Below are 19399 nucleotides of genomic sequence, written 5' to 3' on the forward strand. Positions count from 1 at the left end.
ACAGCATGCTTGCCTACATTCTCAGACGATTGCTATTGATGGTGCCGACGCTGCTCGGCGTGGTCACGCTGACCTTTGTCGTCACGCAGTTTGTGCCGGGTGGGCCGGTCGAACAGGTGATGACGCAACTCCGCCACGGCGCTGGCCGTGGCGGAGAGGCGGGGGCGGGTGGCGGCGGTTATCACGGCAGCCAGGGTGTCGATCCGCAACAGATCGAGCAGATCAAGAAGCAGTTCGGCTTCGACAAGCCGCCGCTCGAGCGCTACATGCTGATGCTCAAGCGCTACGCGACCTTCGATCTCGGCCAGTCCTACTATCAGCATGACAGCGTGTGGGACGTCATCAAATCGAAGCTGCCGGTGTCGATCACGCTCGGCTTATGGACGGTGCTGCTCACGTATCTGATATCGGTGCCGTTGGGCATTGCGAAAGCGGTGCGCAACGGCTCGCGTTTCGATACCGTAACCAGCGTACTGGTGCTCGCCGGCTATGCGATTCCCGGTTTCGTGCTGGGCGTGCTGTTGCTGATGCTGTTCGGCGGCGGCACCTTCTGGCAGGTGTTTCCAATGCGCGGCCTCACCTCGGACAACTTCAACGACCTCAGTACCTTCGGCAAGCTGCTCGATTACCTGTGGCACATCGTGCTGCCGGTCACCGCTTCGGTGGTGGGCAACTTCGCGATCGTCACGATCCTGACCAAGAACACCTTCCTCGAGGAGATTGGACGTCAATACGTATTGACCGCACGCGCCAAGGGCGCGCCCGAGCGCGACGTACTGTGGAAACACGTGCTGCGCAATGCGGCGATTCCTTTGCTGACCGGTTTGCCTGCGGCCTTCGTCGGCGCCTTCCTGAACGGCAATCTGCTGATCGAAACCCTGTTCTCGCTCGACGGCATGGGCCAGCTTTCGTATGACTCGGTGATTCGCCGTGACTATCCGGTCGTGCTCGGTTCGCTGTTTCTGTTCACGCTGATCGCCCTCGTAACCAAACTCATTGCTGACGTCTGCTATGTCCTCGTCGACCCCCGCATCCAATTCAACCGCCTGGACCGCTGATCAGTCCGGCGCGGCGCACGTGGCGTCGCCGTCTCCCTGGCGGCGCACATGGCTGCGCTTCAAGCAGCAGCGGCTCGGTTACTGGAGTCTCGTGATCTTCGTGTCGCTGTTCGTTATCAGCCTGTTCGGCGAGGTGCTGTCCAACGATCGTCCGCTGATCGTCCGCTATGACGGGCACTATTACTTCCCGATCGTGAAGGACTATTCGGAGGAGATTTTTGGCGGCGATTTTCCGGCCCGTGCGAATTACCTCGATCCGTATATCCGGTCGCGGCTCGAATCGAACGGCAACTTTGCGATCTATCCGCCGAATCATTTCCACTACGACACGATCGACTACTTCGCCGCCCATCCTTACCCGGCGCCGCCAACCCGGAGCAACTGGCTCGGCACGGACCAGTTCGGCCGCGACGTGCTCGCGCGGCTGCTGTACGGTTTCCGGCTCTCAGTGCTGATGGCGCTCGCGCTCACGGTATCCGGCGTCCTGATCGGCGTATTGACCGGCGCGGTGCAGGGCTTCTACGGGGGCCGCACCGATCTGATCGGCCAGCGTCTGATCGAGATCTGGAGCTCGATGCCTGACCTGTACCTGCTGATCATCTTTGCGTCGATCTTCGAGCCCACGCTATGGTTGCTCTTTATCCTTCTATCGATGTTCGGCTGGCTCGTGCTCTCCGACTACGTGCGCGCCGAATTCCTGCGTAACCGCTCGCTGGATTACGTGAGGGCGGCACGCACCATGGGCCTCTCGAACTGGCAGATCATGTGGCGCCATGTGCTGCCGAATAGCCTGACACCGGTGATCACGTTTCTGCCGTTCCGCATGAGCGCGGCGATTCTGTCGCTGACCAGTCTCGACTTCCTTGGGCTGGGCGTACCGCCGCCCACGCCGAGCCTCGGCGAATTGCTTCAGGAAGGCAAGAACAACCTCGATGCCTGGTGGATTTCGATTTCGGCTTTCGCCGCGTTGGTGATTACGTTGCTGCTGCTGACCTTTATGGGCGACGCGTTGCGCAATGCGCTCGATACGCGCAAGCGCGGCTCGGCGTTCGGCGGAGGTCCGCGATGAACGAAGCCAAACCGAACCGGCCGTTGCTAGAGATCGATCGCTTCTCCGTGCGTTTCGGCGACAAGATCGCAGTGCATGAACTCAGCCTCTCGATCGCGCGCGGCGAGCGCGTCGCCCTGGTCGGCGAATCGGGCTCCGGCAAGAGCGTCACCGCGTTGTCGATTTTGCGTCTCGTCGAGCATGCCGATCTGAGCGGCCGCATGCTGCTCGACGGCGAAGATCTGCTGCAGAAGACCGAGCAGCAGATGCGCGGCCTGCGTGGCGCCGACGTGGCAATGGTGTTTCAGGAGCCGATGACGGCGCTCAATCCGCTCTTCACGATCGGCAAGCAGATCGCCGAAAGCTTGCGCCTGCACGAGGGCTTGCGGCCGAATGCGGCGCGCCGGCGCGGCATCGAGTTGCTCAGGCGCACCGGCATTCCCGAGCCGGAACGGCGCATCGACAGTTTTCCGCATCAATTGTCCGGCGGCCAGCGGCAGCGCGCGATGATCGCCATGGCGCTCGCGTGCCGGCCGCGTCTGCTGCTTGCCGACGAACCGACCACCGCGCTCGACGTCACCGTGCGTCAGCAGATCGTGGATCTGTTGATCGCGTTGCAGGAGCAGGAAGCGGCCGAGCGTGGCATGGCGGTGCTGCTGATCACGCATGACCTGAATCTGGTGAAGCGTTTCGCGCAGCGCGTCGCGGTGATGGAAAAGGGCGTGCTGGTCGAAACCAATACGACCGAAGCGTTGTTCTCCAACCCGCAGCATCCCTACACCCAACGCCTGCTGGACAGTGAGCCGCAGCGTGCGGTGGAGCCGGTCGAGCCGGGTGCGCGGCGCTTGCTCGACGTGCAGGGACTCGCCGTCGACTACAGCACGTCCGCGAAAGGCTGGCGCTCCATGTTCGGACGCTCTACGTTTCGCGCGGTGCACGACGTCGACCTGAGTGTGCGGCGCGGCGAGACGCTCGGCATCGTCGGCGAATCGGGGTCGGGCAAATCAACGCTGGCGGCAACCGTGCTCGGCCTGCAGCAACCGGCAGCCGGTCATATCCACATCGACGGTTTGCCGCTTGCCACGTTGAAAACCGCGCGTTCCCGCCGGGCGTTGTATTCGCGCATGCAAGTCGTGTTTCAGGACCCCTTCGGCTCGTTGTCGCCACGCATGACGGTGGAGCAGATCATCGGCGAAGGCCTGGCCATGCATCAGCCCGACATGGACGCAAAGGCGCGGCGCGCACGCGTGGGTGGCTTGCTGGAGGAAGTGGGGATGCCCGCGGACACCATGCTGCGCTATCCGCACGAGTTTTCCGGCGGCCAGCGCCAGCGCATTGCAATTGCGCGCGCCCTGGCGGTCGAGCCGGAATTGCTGGTGCTCGACGAGCCGACCAGTGCACTCGACGTATCCATCCAGAAACAGGTGTTGAATCTGCTGACAAATCTGCAGAAAAAGTACAAGCTAAGCTATTTGTTCATTACGCACGATCTGGCGGTGATGCGAGCCATGGCGCATCGCGTGATCGTGATGAAGTCAGGACGCATCGTCGAAGCCGGCGACACACTCGATGTGCTGCACGCGCCGTCGCATCCCTATACCCAGTCGTTGCTCGCCTCGTCGCTGATCGTTTCGCGCGCGGGTGCAACAGAGACGCCTACCGGAACCGCCAATGATTGACGAACGTTGGGCGCAAGCCGCCCGGTCGCTTACGAGCCGCGCGGCCTTCTGGTCGCTGCGCATTGTCGATGAACAGATCGACGATCACGAGATCCGCAACGACATCGCACAACCCATGCGTACGGTGCGCGATCGTGGCGCAATGCTGACGGCATGGGTGGGCGCGGGAGCTGGCTATGCAGCCACCGCGAATCTGAGTGCCGCCGGCCTGCAGGCAGCGCTGGATCTCGCTACGGTTCGCGCGCAAGCGTGCGCGGGCTTGTCGTTGATCGACCATCGCGAGGTGGCGCGCCCTGCCGTGAGCGGCCGCTATGTGTCGCCGAATGCGCAGCATGCGTTGCCGCGCCGCGCCGAATGGTTAGACCGCCTGAGTGTGGAATGCGCGGGCGCGAACCTCGACGCACGCATTGTCGAACGCGTCGCGGCCGTGCAGATCACGCATACCGATCAGCTCTACATCACCGGCGACGGCGTGCGGATCGATCAGCGGTTCCAGTTCGTGATGCCGCAACTGAGCGTGGCTGCACACGCGGACGGCGATACGCAAGTGCGTACCCTCGGCGGCAACTACGGCACCCTGGGGCAGGGCGGCATGGAAGTGCTGGCGCGCTTCGGCTTCGACGGCTCGGGGGCGCGTGTCGCGAATGAAGCGCTCCAATTGCTGGCCGCGCCGAATTGCCCATCAGGCAAGCGCGATTTGCTGCTGATGCCCGATCAGATGATGCTGCAGATTCACGAATCGATCGGCCATCCGCTCGAGCTCGATCGCATTCTTGGCGACGAGCGCAACTTTGCCGGCTGGAGCTTCGTCAAGAAAGAAATGTTCGGCTCGTACCGCTACGGTTCGGAATTGCTGAATGTAACCTTCGACCCCGAACTGCGCGAGGAAGCCGCCGCATACGCATTCGACGACGACGGCACCGAAGCGCACAAGCAATACCTGATCCGCGACGGCGTGCTCGAACGCCCGCTCGGCGGCGCGCTCTCGCAGCAGCGCGCGCATATGGCGGGCGTGGCGAATTCGCGCGCGTCGAACTGGAACCGGCCGCCGATCGACCGGATGGCGAATCTGAACATCGAACCCGGTGAAAGTTCGCTGGAGCAGATGATCGGCAACATCGAACACGGCATTCTGATGCGCACCAATACGTCCTGGTCGATCGACGACCATCGCAACAAATTTCAGTTTGGCTGCGAGTTCGGTCAACTGATCGAAAACGGCAAGCTCACTCAGGTCGTCAAACAGCCGAATTACCGTGGCATCTCGGCGAATTTCTGGCGCAGCCTGAGCGCGGTAGGGAACGCGGATACGCGCGAGGTGTACGGCACGTCCATGTGCGGCAAGGGTGAACCGGCACAGATCATTCGCGTCGGCCACGCCTCGCCGGCTTGTGTGTTCAGCAACGTCGACGTATTCGGAGGCGCGTGATGAGTCAATTCCTGTCCGCGCGCTCCGCTACGTCGATCGACTGGCAGCGGCATTTCACGTCGCTGACCGACGCCATCGAAGGCCTGCAGCAAGGCGCGGAAATCACGCTGAGTTCATTTGCCGGCGAGCAGTCCGACTTTATCCGCTTCAACCAGGGCTTGGTGCGGCAGCTCGGCAGCGTGTCGCAAGGCAAGCTGACCTTGCGTTTGATCGACGGCGCGCGCCAGGCCTATTCCACGCTGACTGTCTGTGGCGATCTGCAGAACGATCTGGACGACGTGAGCGCGGCGCTCGCCACCTTGCGCGAAAGCCTGCGCGGCGCGGCGGACGATCCGCATCTGTTGTTCGACACGTCGAAATGGGCGCGCGCCACGCAACGTTCGGGCAAGCTGCCGGAGCCGGACAGCTTGTTGCGCACCGTTGCCGAATGCGCAAAAGGGCTGGATTTCGTGGGCTTTTACGCGGGCGGCACGATCGTGCGCGGTTTCGCGTCCACGAGCGGCAGCCGCGGCTGGTACGAAGTCGATAACTTCAATTTCAGCTGGTCGCTCTACGACCCGAGCGGCCGCGCGATCAAAACGACCTACGCCGGCGACGACTGGAGCGATGCTGTTTTCGCACGCAAGGTCGAGCAGGCCGCAGCGCGTCTGCCCGTGCTCGCGCGCACGCCGCGCGCGTTGGCGCCGGGGCGCTATCGTTCGTATCTGGCGCCCGAGGCGCTCGGGGAACTGCTCGGCGTGACGGCATGGAGCGGTTTCTCCGCTCGCGCCCAGGCGAGTTCACGCAGCGAGTTGTACAAGCTGCATGTGGGAGAAATCGTCGTCGACCCGCGTGTCACGATCAGCGAAGATCTGAATCTCGGCATTACACCCGGCTTCAACGACGACGGCTACCTGCGCGTAAGCGTCCCGTTGATCCAGGCCGGCCGCAGTGCCGAACGCCTCACCAATGCACGCAGCGCGCGCGAGTACGGTTTGGCGCCCAACGGTGCGCTGGCGAACGAGTCGCCGGCGGCGCTCTCGATGCAAGCGGGCGATCTGCTGGAAGAGGACGTGCTGGCGAAACTCGATACCGGTCTCTACATCGGCAATCTCTGGTACGTGAATTTCTCGGACCGGATGAATTGCCGCCTCACTGGCATGACGCGCTTCGCAACCTTCTGGGTCGAGAACGGGCAAATCGTCGCGCCGCTCGAAGCCATGCGTTTCGACGACAGTTTGTATCGCCTGCTCGGCAGCGAACTCGAACAACTCGGCTCGCAAGCGGAATTGCTATTGAGCGACTCGACATGGGGCGAGCGCGCCACGGGCGGTATGCAATTGCCCGGCATCCTGACGAGGTCATTTGAATTGACGTTATGAGCCTATGAATCAAGACATAAAAACAAAATACAAATCCGAGAGTTTGCCCGAGGGTCTGACGCTGCGCGCATTGCGCGTGGCCGACGTGCTGCATATGGCCCGCCTCGTTGACGCGCCGCGCCTCCAGACAATCTGAACGGATTCCTTGCGTGCCATTTTTTTTCATCGACCGCCCGGTCTTCGCATGGATTGTTGCGCTCGCCATTGTCGTGGCGGGCGCGCTCGCCATTCCGCTACTGCCGGTGGCGCAGTATCCGCGTCTTGCGCCGCCGCGCATCGTGATCAGCGCCACGTATCCGGGAGCCGCGACGGAAGTGGTCGATGCCAACGTCGGCAGCATTATCGAGGAGAGTCTCGATGGCGCCGACAATATGCTGTACTACGAAACGACCAGCGACAACCTCGGCGATCTCGAGATCGACGCGACCTTTGCACCGGGCACCAATCCGGATCTTGCTCTGGTCGACATCCAGAACCGTCTCAAGCAGGTCGAGCCGCGCTTGCCGCAACAGGTCGTGCAGCAGGGCATCAGCGTATTCAAGGCGGCCAACACGTTCCTGATGCTGGTCGCGCTCACTTCCACGGATGGCTCGCGCGATTCCGTGCAATTGAGCGATTACCTGAGCCGCTACGTATTGCGCGAACTGAAACGCGCGCCGGGCGTGGGCGCGGCGGAGTTGTGGGACGCCGACGAAGCGCTGCGCATCTGGCTCGATCCGATGAAGCTGCGCGAGTACGGCCTCGGCGCCGCCGAAGTGAACGCCGCGATCGCCGCGCAGAACGCCACGGTAACGGCCGGTACGCTGGGCGACGCGCCATTCGTTCCAGGGCAGCAATTGACGGCCTCGGTGAGCGTGAAGGGACAACTGATCTCGCCTGCCGAGTTCGGACAGATTGTGCTGAAGGCGCTGCCCGACGGCTCGGCGGTGCGCTTGCGAGACGTCGCGCGGGTCGAACTTGGACGCGACAATTATTCGTTCTATTCACGTCTGAACGGTAAAGCGGCGGCGACCGTCGGCATTCAACTCGGTCCGCGCGGCAATGCGCTCGAAACGTCGAATGCGATTCGCGCGCGACTCGCCGAGCTATCGAAAAGCTTGCCATCCGGTGTCTCCATCGAAATTCCGTTCGACAACGCGCATTTCGTGAAGATTGCCATTCGTGAAGTGCTCGTCACGCTGGTGGAAGCGGTGGTGCTGGTGTTCTTCGTGATGTGGCTGTTCCTGCGCGATCTACGCTATACGCTGGTGCCGACGGTGGTGATTCCCGTCACGCTGATGGGCGCGTTTCTCGCGATGTACGCCTGCGGCCTGTCGATCAACGTGTTCACGATGTTTGGCCTTGTGCTCGCAATCGGCATTCTCGTCGACGATGCGATCGTGGTGGTGGAAAGCGTGCATCGCGTGATGGAAGAAGAAGGCCTGCCGCCGCGTGAGGCCACCCGTAAAGCGATGTCGCAAATCGGCGGTGCGATCGTCGGCGTGACCGCGGTGCTGACGGCCGTGTTCGTGCCGATGGCGTTTTTCCCGGGTGGTGTCGGCGGTATTTACCGGCAATTCGCAGTGGCGATGATCGCGTCGATGCTGGTGTCGTCGTTCATGGCTTTGTCGTTGACGCCCGCATTGTGCGCGAATCTGCTGAAAGCGCATAAGCACCCGGTGAGTCGACGCGATGCCCGCCGCGGCCTGCTCGGCTTCGCGGCGCGGGCGGCGAGCCGGTTCATGTCCGGTTTCGATCGGGCCGCAAGCGGCTATCGCGGGCTGACCGCGCGTACGCTGCGCCGTATCGGACCGATGCTGGCAATCTATGCTGTACTGGTCGGTGTGTGCGCCGCGCTCTACTGGCAAATGCCTGGTGGATTTTTGCCGAGCGAAGACGAAGGCCAGTTGCAGGTGATGGTGCAATTGCCGGCTGGCGCGACGCAGGAGCGCACGCTCGCGGTGGTCCAGCGGATGGAAAAAATCCTGCACGCCGAACCCGCGATTGCGCACGTCACCAGTGTGATCGGCTGGAGTTTTACCGGCAGCGGTCAGAACGTGGCGATGGGCTTCGTCGAACTGAAAGACTGGGGCAAGCGCGACACCGATGCGATGGCGTTGCGCGACCGGCTCAACGAAAAGTTCGACAAGATTCTCGACGGTGACGTGGAGGCGCAATTGCCACCTTCCGTGCCGGGACTCGGGCATTCGGACGGTTTCGTGTTCCGGCTCGAAGATCGCGGCGGAGTCGGACTGGACGCGTTGAAGGCGGCGCGCGAGCAACTGTTCGCGCAGGCCAAGGCGAGCCCGGTGCTCGCCTCGGTGCATTCGGAAGATCTGCCGGATGCGCCGCGCGTCGAACTCATCATCGACCGCGCGAAAGCGTACGCGCTCGGCGTGCCGTTCGACCGCATCGCCGATGTGCTGGGCAGCACCTTCGGCTCGACGTATATCGACGACTTCCCCGCCGGTGGCCGGATGCGCCGCGTGATGATCGCCGCCGACGCCGCCACGCGGATGACCGAGAACGATCTGATGGCGCTCGCCGTGCCGAACTCAACCGGCGGCATGGTGCCGCTATCGGCGATCGCGTCGCTCCATTGGTCGATCGGTCCGGTGATGCTGAGCCGCTACAACGGCTATCCGTCACTCGACGTGAGCGGCCACGCGGCACCCGGCTACAGTTCGGGCGCGGCGATGGCGGAGATGGAGCGGCTCGCCGCTTCGCTGCCGGTCGGTGTCTCGTACGACTGGGTCGACGCGGCGCGCGAAGAAACCGCGGCGGCACAGCTCACCCCGTTGCTGATCGGCTTGTCGCTGCTGGCCGTGTTCATGGCGCTGGCGGCCTTGTACGAAAGCTGGACGATCCCGCTTGCCGTGCTGATGGTCGTGCCGCTCGGCGTGATCGGCGCAGTCGCCGCGGTGCTGCTGCGCGGTATGCCAAACGACGTGTACTTCAAGGTCGGCATGATTACCGTTATCGGCCTCGCGGCGAAGAACGCGATTCTGATCGTACAGTTCGCACGCGATCTATATCGCCAGGGCCTGCCATTGACGCGCGCCGTGACCGAAGCGGCCGCCGCGCGCTTCCGGCCGATCGTGATGACCTCGGCGGCGTTTCTGCTCGGCGTCGTGCCGTTGGTGGTGTCGAGCGGTGCGGGTGCCGAGAGCCGCCGCTCGATCGGCACCGGTGTGTTCGGCGGGGTGCTGGCGGCCACGCTGTTCGGTCTCGTGTTCGCGCCGGTCGCGTTTCATGCGGTCGCCTCTCTAACGTATAGCAGGCGGCGGCTCGCCGAGCTGCGCCGCAAGCGGTGCGCGCGTAGTTCGGCTGAAGTTGCCGGCTGAGCCGGTAAAACGCCCTCCCTCTGCGTGCACGGGTCTGCTGTCCCCGACCCCGTGCCGCCATGCGCAAAGCATGGTCCTATGCCCCTTTCCACCGGTAAAGAAAATCAGTCGCCGCGCGCGCTGTGCGATCTCGCCCTGACGCTATCCGATAGCGGCGGATCGGCTATCTGCGCCGCATAAGTTCCGCGGCGCCGTGCCGCATAGCGTACAGCGTGCGGGCGTCGCATGATTTTCAACAATTTGCGACGCAGCGACTCTTCAGTAGGGGGCCTCTTCTCTGCGATCCAGAGAGGTGCTTTGAAACCCGTTAGTTCATCCAATTAATGTAGGACTACCTAGTTATGAAATCGCGTCAAAACGTTCTCGGCTCCGGCGAGGCCGGTTTCCATTCGCTGGACGACATGCCCGATTGCATGAGCCGCGCCGCACCTGCCGGTCCGCTGATCGGCAGCGTCCGGTCGATGTGCCAGCGCCTTGGCGCGGCCGGCTGGCGCGAGATGCTGCTGGACGTGACCGGCGGCGCCTTCGACATGATGGCGCCCGACCTCGAAGCGGAGCTCGTGAAGCCGCTGCCGTGGATCGAGCGTCGCTTTGCGGGTTTCGGCGACTTCGCCGCAGCCGGGTGCGCTGCGATCCAGCCGGGGCAGCCCGACTTCAGTTTGCTCTACCACGCGCTCGCCGCGCCGTCGGTCGTCACGGGCCGCGATGGTGAATCGCTCGGCGCGTATCCGACGCTTGCCGAAATCGACACGCTCGAAAACTACATTTTTGCGGCTCGCCGCGTGTCGCTGAGCGAGTTGCGCGCCGAATGCGGCGCATGGCCGATCGCCGTATCGACATTCGCGACTCACTACCGCAACGCACCGATGGGCGTCAACGGCCGCCGTGCGCAGCTGTGCTTCTCGCGTGCGGGCGTCGCGCGGATCGGCAATCTCGAACCGCGCTATGAACCGATGTTGCGCGGCTTCGTCGGCTTCGACGAAAGCCGCCCCTTCGATTTCCGCGTCGTTCCGCGCCGCTTCTCGACGTACCTGGCGGTCCGCAGGCCGGTCGACCCGAACGGGCCGGCGCAGTTCGGGCCGCAGGACCGGCTCGATGACGACGACCGCCGGCATTTCTGGGTGCCGGTTCACAAGCTGTTCAGCGGGCCGGAATGCATTGTCGGGATGGACCTGCAAGTCACCCTCAGGTGCCGGCTGCAGAACGACACGCTGGCTGCATTCCATCGCTTCCTCGATGCACAGGGTCTGGAGAACAACTGGTCCGGCGACTGTCTGGAAGAGTTTCCGTTTACGATCCGCAACGAAATGATCGGATCGCTGACGATGGAGGCGCAGCACGGCCCCGGCGTGCTCGTGCCGCGGCCCAGCACGATGGTGGAGGAAGCGCGCTATCGGGGGGCGCGGCTCACGTTCCCTGTCGATCCGCGTTATTCGGGCAAGCCGGGCAGTTTTTTGCTTTCGTCACTGCTCGTGTTGCCTGGCGCACAGCCGCTGCGTTCCCCGCAATATCTCGACGACGCCGAACAGATGACGGCGCGGCCGGCGCCCCAATTCATCAACTTGCGCCATCGGGTCCGCGACGACCGGATCGACAATCTGAACGACGAGCCTGGACTCATGGAGATCGTGGCTCGGGGCAACTACGAGGCGCAGCACTACGTCGATTTCAGCGGCGACGGCTGGGTCGCGTCGGCATGTCCTGAGCTTGCGTGTCAAGGCATCGTCGCGTCGACGCCGGCGTTCGCGATGATCGGCTTGCCGGACTTCCTGCCCAAACTGAGCCAGCGCGATCTGATGGTGTGGTGGCGTAACGACGTGCCCGCGCCGCTGCGCGACGCGTTGTGGGCGGTCCCGCCGCTCGCATTGTCGCAGACGCGCATCGCCGGCAACATCGAACTGGAGGGCGGCCTGTTCAGGATCGACGACGACACAGTCAGCGCGATCGTCTCGATGCCGCAGCGCATGGACGATGCACCCGAAAGCGCGACGCGGCAGACGGCGAATGGAGCAATCCGCTTCGACAAGGTCGGTTTGCCCGACGGCTCGCCGGGTGTCTTCGATCCGGGCTGGGACGCCAGCATGGGCGTGCGTCTGAGTGCGGACGGCACATTGAAGCGTTTTCTCGTGGGTCACGGACTCGGGTCGCCGTTCATCGAGGACGTGAAGCTGTGCGCCGCGCTCGGCGCCTACTGGCCCGGCGTCGCGCCGGACGCGACGCGACAGTATCAACCGGACAAGGAGTTGTGCGGCATCTCGTATCCCTGGCCGTCGGCGGTGCCGCTTACCGACGAAGAGCTCGGCATGGTGCCGTCGACGGAGGGGCCGATGAAGAACCGGTTCGTGCCGTGGGACGGCGTGTCCGGACCGCGCCGCGGCAGCTTCCAGGGGCGGCCGGTCATCGAGTATGAGGACGAGCGTCGCGTCGACCATATCGATCTGCAAGGCCGGATGACGGCGTTGCTCACGTCGCGGATCGATCTTGCGGATTTTCAGGCGCGTGTGTTGGCGATGGCCGCGGTGTATTGGAGCCTTGGTGTTCGCCCGCAACCCGGCGCGCCGGGCGACGTGAACCGCGTGCTGTGGGAAAAGGCGCAATGGGCAGTGTTCTCGTTCATCGCGGTTCTGCCAGACGATCCAGACTTCGTTCGCATCGCCGCGCAGACCGGCGCGGACCTCGACCCGGCGCGCCGCTCCTACCGCTTCGAGATGTTCCGCTGGGGCCGGCGTCATGCGGACCCCGGCAGCGTTCGTAAGGTGCTGGTGGACATCGAGGAAGAGGCAACGGCCTATTCAGATGGCAGAGTAGTCCTTATCAATCGCGGCGGATCATGGCGACTGGACGATACGATACCGATGTAGTGATCGTTGGCGGTGGCCCGGCCGGCAGTGCGGCTGCGATTGCCTGCACGGCTCGCGCGCTGCGAGTGCGGCTGTTCGAGCGCGAAGGGTTCACCCGCGAACGTCCGGGCGAGACGTTGCATCCGGGCATCGAGCCAGTACTGGAGCAGTTGGGCATCGGCAGCGCACGGCTCGCGTCGGTGACCGGCGCGCGCTATGAGGGGATCTGGATCGACTGGAACGGCGCACGGCGCTTCGAACTGTTTGGGCAGGACGTGCAAGGCGCATGGCGTGGTTTCCAGGTGCAGCGCAGTGCGTTCGACGCGATGCTGCTGGCGCGCGCCGCCGAAGCGGGTGCGCTCGTGCGCCAGCCTTGCGCGGTCTCGGGACTGCTGATGCGGGATGGCGTGGTGCGCGGCGTCGTCGCGGGCGGCGAACCGGTGACGGCGCACGTCGTGGTTGACGCAAGCGGTTGCACGCAGTGGCTGCGCCGGCAACTGGGGATCGACGCCGCATCACGCTCGCCGCAACTGATCGCGCGTTATGGCTATGCGAACGGAACGTGTCCGCAACGCGACGCCGCGCCGCAGATGAACGGTGATGCATCGGGTTGGATATGGACCGCGATGATCCGGCCGGGTACGTATCAATGGACCCGAGTGTCCTTGAACGGCGAGAAGGTTTCCGCGGACTGGATGCCCGACGAATTGCGCCATCTCGCACCACAAGGGCCATCGCGCGGCGCCGACGTCACCTGGCGGATCGCGGGCGACGTTGCGCGTCCGGGCTGGTTCATGGTCGGCGATGCCGCCGCCGTGCTCGACCCCACCTCGTCGCATGGCGTGCTGAAGGCGATCTTGTCAGGCGTGACGGCAGCGCATCTGATCGCCGCCGTGCTTGCCGACAAGGCCTCGGCGGACGATGCCGCGCATGCCTATCACGACTGGCTTGAGGACTGGTTCAACACCGATGCCGCGCAATTGGCGCACTTTTACCGCGAGCTCGGCGTGAGCGGTTTTGGCTAGGGCTCGCACTAGCCGGCCGGCGTCGCCGGGATTTGCAAAGGACCGCTGAATCGTCTGATTTTTACCCGATATGGCGCCAGTGAAGGGGGTAATTAGTCATATGTAAAAGAGGCTGGATGTTTCATTATGGAAACATTTTCACTCGGGTGAGGGACCGGCGTCGAAATGCTGAATCATAAATGTTTCGATAGATGTGCGGTTGTCGCATTGACACTGTCGACAAATTCCCGATTTGCGAATAAATGCCGGATTGAATGTTCATTATTTGCGAGGTTTCGATTTCATTTTTGAAACATTTTTTGGATTCGATTGTGGTGAATCACTGCCGCAAATCCGGCGATTCGCGATAAATTCGCGCACCCGCAGTGAGGACCTTAAAGCAAGTCCACGTAAGCTTTGCCGGTCTCATTGCGAATGGCGGTCCGGTATGGCTTGCCGCTATGCCGGATCCTATGCCGAAAGTCATATGAAACACGCAATAATCGTTTTCTTCATACATTGACTTTCTCGATGCCGATTTGTTTTTGAAATTTACTATAGAGAAGTATTCCGCTAACATCACGCATAATCCGTGAAACGGCGATACCGGCGGTTTTCATCCGCCGGTATTTAAATTCGTCCATATCGGCCGGCCGACGGGCAGCGGGGTCCACAACGTACGACAGTTTGGGGATAGATTATGCCGCACATGCATCTGGATACTGCGAGGATTACCTGGTTACATACGCCGACGCTGAACGTGCGTAGTGCAGCGCGGCGAATCGGCGTGTTGCTGTTTGACGGCTTCTGGCTGCTCGGGCCTGGCACGGTGGTCGAGATGTTCCAGACCGCCAACGAACTTTCGGGCTCGCGGGCCGGCGAAGAGCCGCCGTATCAAGTTCAGTTTCTGTCGATGGACGGCGGCAGCGTCGCGAGTTCTTCGTCGGCGCGAATCTGGACTGACCGTATCGACACACGTTACGGCAGCGGCTTCGACGTGCTGTTCATCGCAGGCGGCTACGGCGCACACGAGGCCGCGCTGGACGAACCGCTGCTGGGCTGGCTGCGATCGGTGCAAACGCGTACCCGTGCGATCGAGACGATCGGCGAGGGCCGTCTCGTCCTGGAAGCCGCGGGTCGCGCGGAGCACGACGGCCTTCAGGTGAACCGCTATCTGGGCAGCCCCACGGCCGATGCCGCGCGCAGCGCCGCCGACGATCGTAACGACTGTGCGCGCAGTGCGCTGATGTTCATCAAGCGCGACCTCGGCGCGGAACTCGCGCGCAGCGTCGCGGATCGGGTCATGCCGGGCATGGCCGCCAACTGGGTGCCGCTGCCGGCTGAAGGCGGCACACTCAGCGTGGCCGAGAAAATCCGTGCCGCCGCGCGCTGGATGGAGGCGAATTGCGATCGTCCGGTGTCGGTTGCCGACGCCGCGCAGGTGGCCGCGATGAGCGAGCGCAACTTTCTGCGCCGCTTCAAGCATGAAATGCAGGTCACGCCTTCTGACTATCTGCTGCAGGTGCGGCTGCGTATAGCCTGCAACTTTCTGACCGAAACCGAATTGCCGGTCGACAAGATCGCGCGCCGCAGCGGCACTGGCAACGGCGATCGGCTCGCGAAGATATTCCGCAAACGCATGGCGCTCTCGCCTACCGAATATCGCGCGCGCAGCCGGGTGGCGAGCGAGGCGTAAGCAAGCGCCGCTGTCATGCAGACGGCGCACCTCATTGCCGGTGGGAGCGTGGGTAGCGGCGTGCGCATCGGCGGCCGTGTTTTCTCCGGGCAGGCATCTTACGAGCACAGTGGCCATGGGCAACAAGGTAATGGCGACGGCATTGCCGGAGGTGAAACTCATCGAGCCCGAGGTGTTTTGCGACGAATTCGGTTTCTGCTTCGAGAGCTTCAGCGCGGATGAGTTTGCCGACGACGTCTCGCAAGGTTTCAACTTCGTGCAAGACCGTCATTCGCGGGCGGTGCGTGGTGTGTTGCGTGGGCTGCACTATCAGGTGCAGCGTCCGCAAGGCCGCCTCGTACGGGTGGTGGCGGGAGAAGTGTTCGACGTCGCCGTGGATGTGCGGCTCAAATCGCCGAACTTCGGCAAGTGGAGTGGCACCTATCTGAGCGCGGCCAATCGGCGGCAGGTGTGGGTGCCGCCGGGCTTCGCGCACGGTTTCGTCGTGCTGTCCGACGTTGCCGAATGCTTTTGGAAGACCACGGACTACTGGTTCCCCGAACTCGAGCGCTGCATCTTGTGGCGCGATCCTGATATCGGCATCGCGTGGCCCAGCGACATCGAGCCAATCCTCGGCGCGAAGGACGCAGCGGGCCGGCGTCTCTACGAAGCGGAAAATTTTGCCTGAGGGCTGCACGCGGGAGCGGTTCAGCGCCGTTCGGCGCCGTTCAACGTGTCGCCGCCACGGCGCCCACGCGCCGGAGTCGATGCGCGCGCGGCGTGAGGGGGCGGGCTAGCGGTAAAAACCCCGGGGCGGGCGGCAACTATTGCAATACCGTGTGGCAAGTATTGCAACGCGCTGTGGGTCCTCGCGCCGGGGCGGGTGTTTGCTACGCCTGTTCGGCGGATGCGGAGGTCAGCGTCGCATCACGCCCATCAGCAGGGTGACGAGGAAGATCACCACGAAGATGAAGAACAGGACCTTGGCGATTTCCGTTGCGCCTGCGGCGATGCCGCCAAAGCCGAATACCGCGGCGATGATCGCGATGATAAAGAAGATTACAGCGTATCGAAGCATGGGGCCTCCCACCGATGGATTGCTGGAGTGAAGTTAAAAAACGGCTGCTCGTTGTGGGCACAGCGTGCTTTGACGGGTTGTCGCCGGCGAGCGAGATACCGCAATAGATGTGCCCAGGGCGTGAAGAGCGCACTCGAATCGGAGGCGCAAAGCGCGTAGAAATGAGCCAAGGAGCCGCCGAACACAAACCGGAAACCTGAACCCTCAATTGTCACAAATTTGTGATATCTTTCGGCGCGCCAAATGGCGCCCGTACGCCTAAGCGACCGGCCACGAAAAGTATGCGAAAAGCAGGCATCCGGCACGCTATGCCGGACACGGTTCATGTGTTGGCCGCGTCCGTCATGTCGCTCGACATTCAAGGTTTCGCCGGATCGTCCGTATACACGCGTAGACGGCGGCATCGCGGTCATAAAGTATTTTCGTTTTTCACGTTCCCCGCAAACTTCTGCGGCAGGCCGAATTCGCATTGAAGTCCCGGGCGGTCATGGGGCGGATGGCCGATGTCCAACAAGCTGATCTGTCCATGAAACCTGTTGTTTCGTTTTGCCTGTCGCTGACGGCGCTCCTCGGCACCTTGTATGCCGCTACGCTGGCCGCAGCGCCTTCCGCGCTGCCCGCGCTTGCCGCACGGGTTCCGTCGTCCGCTGCCGCTGCCCAGCCGTCGCCCGTTTCGCCGGCCGCCGCTGCCAACAGCGCGCAGGCAACGAACGCGCCGAACGCAATGAACGCGTCCAATGCCGCGAGCAGCGTCGCCGGTTCGACCACGGTGCACATGGCGTTCTCCGCATTGGGCGCCTATCGGCCGCTGAATCTGCGCGGTCTCGAGGACGCGCGCGTCGTCAACGTCGGCGTGCGGCTCGATCATGTGGTGACCGCGGCATGGTTGCGTTTGCGCTACACGTATTCGCCGGCGCTGGTGTTCCCGATCTCGCACTTCAAGGTGTCGATCAACAACGAAGTAGTGGCGACCGTGCCGTTCGATCGTGAGCATGCAGGGCAGATCGTCACGACGGACATCCCGCTCGATCCGCGGTTCCTGACGGATTACAACCAGATTGGCCTTCGGCTCATTGCGCATTACACGCTTGAACATTGCGAAGACCCGGAAAACTCGGCGCTGTGGGCCGATGTGAGTCCAACGAGCGAAATCATTCTCGACACCTCGCCGATTCGCTTGCCTAACGATCTCGCGTTGCTGCCGGCGCCGTTTTTCGACCGGCGCGATGTGAGCCGCCTGCGTCTACCGTTCGTGCTGCCTGCGGACGCCGACAACGCGACGCTGCGCAGCGCCGGGGTGCTGGCCTCGTGGTTCGGCGCGCTCGCCGATTATCGTCAGGCGCGGTTTCCGGCCTCGTCCACCTTGCCGCCCGACGATCAGGCCGTGGTGGTGGCGCGCAGCGCGCAGTTGCCCGCGGCGTTGAAGCTGCCGCCGGTCAATGGGCCGCTGCTGATCGTCACCGACAATCCGGCGTCCGTCGACAAGAAACTGCTGATCGTGACGGGCCGTACCGCTGCTGAAGTCGATCAGGCGGCCGCCGCGCTCGTGCTCGGCAGGACGGCGATGGCGGGCCCCGCCGTGCAGGTCGCGCAGATCGATATTGGCGCGCCGCGCAAGCCCTATGACGCGCCGCGCTGGTTGCCGGTGGACCGTCCGGTCGCTTTCAGGGAGCTGATCGACGATCCGAATCAGCTGCAGGTGCACGGCAGTTCGCCGGACGCGATCCGTCTGAACCTGCGCGTGCCGGCCGATCTGTTCTCATGGAACGGCGCAGGTGTGCCGCTGAATCTGAAGTACCGCTACACGGCGCCGACGGTGCAGAACAACTCGACCCTCGCGGTGCAGATCAACGATCAACTGGTCAAGTCGTACCGGCTCGCGCCGGCCAGCGCCGACGATGCGCAGGGCCGCCTGCAACTGCCGGTGCTGTCGGCGAGCGGCAACCGTTCGAGCAGTGCGCTCGATATTCCGGCGTTTCGCGTCGGCAGCTCGAACCAGTTGCAATTGCGCTTCAATCTCGATTCGCAAAAGACGGGGCTGTGTCAGAGCGTCGCGTCGAATCCCGTGCAGGCGGCGGTCGACCCGGACTCGACGATCGACTTTTCGAACTTCGTTCACTTCGCGCAGATGCCGAATCTCGCGTACTTCTCGAATAGCGGCTTCCCGTTCACGCGCTATGCCGATCTGGCGCAGACGGCCGTGGTGATCCCGGCGCATCCCGCAGCCGAAGAACTCGAAGCATTGCTGACGATGCTCGGCCACATGGGGCAATGGACCGGCTATCCGGCGCTGCGCGTGCAGATCGCGCGGCCGGCCGACATCGCGCAGCTGACCGGCAAGGATCTGCTGGTGATCGGTGGCAATGGTTCGGCGCCGGTGCTGGATCATTGGCGTCAAGCGCTGCCGCTGACCATCGGCGCGAACTCGAACGACGGCACAACGGGGGGCGAAGGCGGCACGGTCACGCGCGCCTCGTTTTCGGTCAAGGAGCAGTGGCGCAACGGCGTGCATCTGCCGGACGGCAGCGCGCATCTCGAACGCGACGGCTCGCTCGCCGCGCTGATGGGCTTCGAATTGCCCGGCAGCAAAGGACGCAGCGTGGTCGCGTTGACGGCCACCGATCAGCGCCAGCTGATCCAGCTGCTCGACGTGCTGGAAAAGCCGGACCGGGTCTCGCAACTGCAGGGCGACGTAGCGCTGGTGCGCGGTGGCGAAGTCGACAGCATGCGGGTTGGCGAACCGTATCTGGTGGGGTATGTGCCCTGGTATGCGCGGCTCTGGAGCAAGGCGATCCAGCATCCGATCCTGCTCGGCGTGCTCGGCGCAATCGCCGGGCTGCTGCTGGCGATCGGGGCGTTCACCGCGTTGCAGGAACTGGCTGCGCGCCGCCGGGGAGTCTGATC

General features: G+C 63.4%; 13 protein-coding genes. 12 read left to right on the forward strand and 1 reads right to left on the reverse strand.

All coding sequences use genetic code 11. The annotated features are described in order from the left end of the window. Positions 1–5 precede the first annotated feature (5 nt). The 11 genes from AYM40_RS05935 (at position 6) to rfbC (ending at position 16105) form a co-directional block, all read left to right on the forward strand. Positions 6–1058, forward strand: coding sequence for a microcin C ABC transporter permease YejB (locus AYM40_RS05935; RefSeq protein ID WP_063495413.1), 1053 nt, complete (start codon positions 6–8; stop codon positions 1056–1058). After that, the gene (locus AYM40_RS05940; RefSeq protein WP_063495414.1) at positions 1012–2127 is read left to right on the forward strand and encodes an ABC transporter permease; all 1116 of its coding nucleotides are present in this window, start codon (positions 1012–1014) and stop codon (positions 2125–2127) included. The genes AYM40_RS05935 and AYM40_RS05940 overlap by 47 nt, the downstream gene beginning before the upstream one ends. Further along, entirely contained in the window at positions 2124–3785 is a 1662-nt protein-coding gene (locus tag AYM40_RS05945) for an ABC transporter ATP-binding protein (RefSeq protein WP_063495415.1), read from the forward strand. Before AYM40_RS05940 ends, AYM40_RS05945 begins: the two co-directional genes overlap by 4 nt. Continuing rightward, positions 3778–5214 carry a TldD/PmbA family protein gene (locus AYM40_RS05950; RefSeq protein ID WP_063495416.1) on the forward strand — a complete coding sequence of 479 codons (1437 nt, stop codon included), beginning with the start codon at positions 3778–3780 and terminating at the stop codon, positions 5212–5214. Before AYM40_RS05945 ends, AYM40_RS05950 begins: the two co-directional genes overlap by 8 nt. Continuing rightward, positions 5214–6575, forward strand: a complete 1362-nt coding sequence (locus tag AYM40_RS05955; protein ID WP_063495417.1) for a TldD/PmbA family protein — start codon at positions 5214–5216, stop codon at positions 6573–6575. The genes AYM40_RS05950 and AYM40_RS05955 overlap by 1 nt, the downstream gene beginning before the upstream one ends. Positions 6576–6579: 4 nt before the next feature. Next, the gene (locus AYM40_RS43235; RefSeq protein WP_256390476.1) at positions 6580–6711 is read left to right on the forward strand and encodes a hypothetical protein; all 132 of its coding nucleotides are present in this window, start codon (positions 6580–6582) and stop codon (positions 6709–6711) included. 13 nt (positions 6712–6724) lie between these two features. After that, a complete protein-coding gene (locus AYM40_RS05960; protein WP_063495418.1) occupies positions 6725–9898 on the forward strand; it encodes a multidrug efflux RND transporter permease subunit in 3174 nt (1057 codons plus the stop codon). Between the two features lie 341 nt (positions 9899–10239). After that, the gene (locus AYM40_RS05965; RefSeq protein WP_082854961.1) at positions 10240–12759 is read left to right on the forward strand and encodes a hypothetical protein; all 2520 of its coding nucleotides are present in this window, start codon (positions 10240–10242) and stop codon (positions 12757–12759) included. Beyond that, entirely contained in the window at positions 12729–13763 is a 1035-nt protein-coding gene (locus AYM40_RS05970) for an NAD(P)/FAD-dependent oxidoreductase (RefSeq protein ID WP_063495419.1), read from the forward strand. Before AYM40_RS05965 ends, AYM40_RS05970 begins: the two co-directional genes overlap by 31 nt. 679 nt (positions 13764–14442) lie before the next feature. After that, positions 14443–15438, forward strand: coding sequence for a GlxA family transcriptional regulator (locus AYM40_RS05975; protein ID WP_063495420.1), 996 nt, complete (start codon positions 14443–14445; stop codon positions 15436–15438). A 115-nt stretch (positions 15439–15553) separates the two neighbouring features. Further along, on the forward strand, positions 15554–16105 hold the full coding sequence (gene rfbC, locus AYM40_RS05980; protein WP_063495421.1) for a dTDP-4-dehydrorhamnose 3,5-epimerase: 552 nt from the start codon (positions 15554–15556) through the stop codon (positions 16103–16105). Between the two features lie 228 nt (positions 16106–16333). On the opposite strand, the gene AYM40_RS38055 is transcribed toward rfbC, so the two are convergent. Then, entirely contained in the window at positions 16334–16495 is a 162-nt protein-coding gene (locus AYM40_RS38055; RefSeq protein WP_035551387.1) for a DUF1328 domain-containing protein, read from the reverse strand. Between the two features lie 526 nt (positions 16496–17021). On the opposite strand from AYM40_RS38055, the gene bcsB reads away from it, so the two are divergent. After that, positions 17022–19397: a cellulose biosynthesis cyclic di-GMP-binding regulatory protein BcsB gene (gene bcsB, locus AYM40_RS05985; RefSeq protein ID WP_063497861.1), complete on the forward strand. Its 2376-nt coding sequence runs from the start codon at positions 17022–17024 to the stop codon at positions 19395–19397. Positions 19398–19399: the final 2 nt, after the last annotated feature.

The organism is Paraburkholderia phytofirmans OLGA172 (assembly GCF_001634365.1).
Lineage (GTDB): Bacteria > Pseudomonadota > Gammaproteobacteria > Burkholderiales > Burkholderiaceae > Paraburkholderia.

Excerpts from the sequence above, each read along its gene's own strand:
- bcsB (WP_063497861.1), top strand. The coding sequence starts at position 17,022 with ATGAAACCTGTTGTTTCGTTTTGCCTGTCGCTGACGGCGCTCCTCGGC.
- rfbC (WP_063495421.1), top strand. The coding sequence starts at position 15,554 with ATGGGCAACAAGGTAATGGCGACGGCATTGCCGGAGGTGAAACTCATC.
- AYM40_RS43235 (WP_256390476.1), top strand. The coding sequence starts at position 6,580 with ATGAATCAAGACATAAAAACAAAATACAAATCCGAGAGTTTGCCCGAG.
- AYM40_RS05950 (WP_063495416.1), top strand. The coding sequence starts at position 3,778 with ATGATTGACGAACGTTGGGCGCAAGCCGCCCGGTCGCTTACGAGCCGC.
- AYM40_RS05945 (WP_063495415.1), top strand. The coding sequence starts at position 2,124 with ATGAACGAAGCCAAACCGAACCGGCCGTTGCTAGAGATCGATCGCTTC.
- AYM40_RS05975 (WP_063495420.1), top strand. The coding sequence starts at position 14,443 with ATGCCGCACATGCATCTGGATACTGCGAGGATTACCTGGTTACATACG.
- AYM40_RS05965 (WP_082854961.1), top strand. The coding sequence starts at position 10,240 with ATGAAATCGCGTCAAAACGTTCTCGGCTCCGGCGAGGCCGGTTTCCAT.
- AYM40_RS05935 (WP_063495413.1), top strand. The coding sequence starts at position 6 with ATGCTTGCCTACATTCTCAGACGATTGCTATTGATGGTGCCGACGCTG.
- AYM40_RS05955 (WP_063495417.1), top strand. The coding sequence starts at position 5,214 with ATGAGTCAATTCCTGTCCGCGCGCTCCGCTACGTCGATCGACTGGCAG.
- AYM40_RS05970 (WP_063495419.1), top strand. The coding sequence starts at position 12,729 with ATGGCGACTGGACGATACGATACCGATGTAGTGATCGTTGGCGGTGGC.
- AYM40_RS38055 (WP_035551387.1), bottom strand. The coding sequence starts at position 16,495 with ATGCTTCGATACGCTGTAATCTTCTTTATCATCGCGATCATCGCCGCG.
- AYM40_RS05940 (WP_063495414.1), top strand. The coding sequence starts at position 1,012 with ATGTCCTCGTCGACCCCCGCATCCAATTCAACCGCCTGGACCGCTGAT.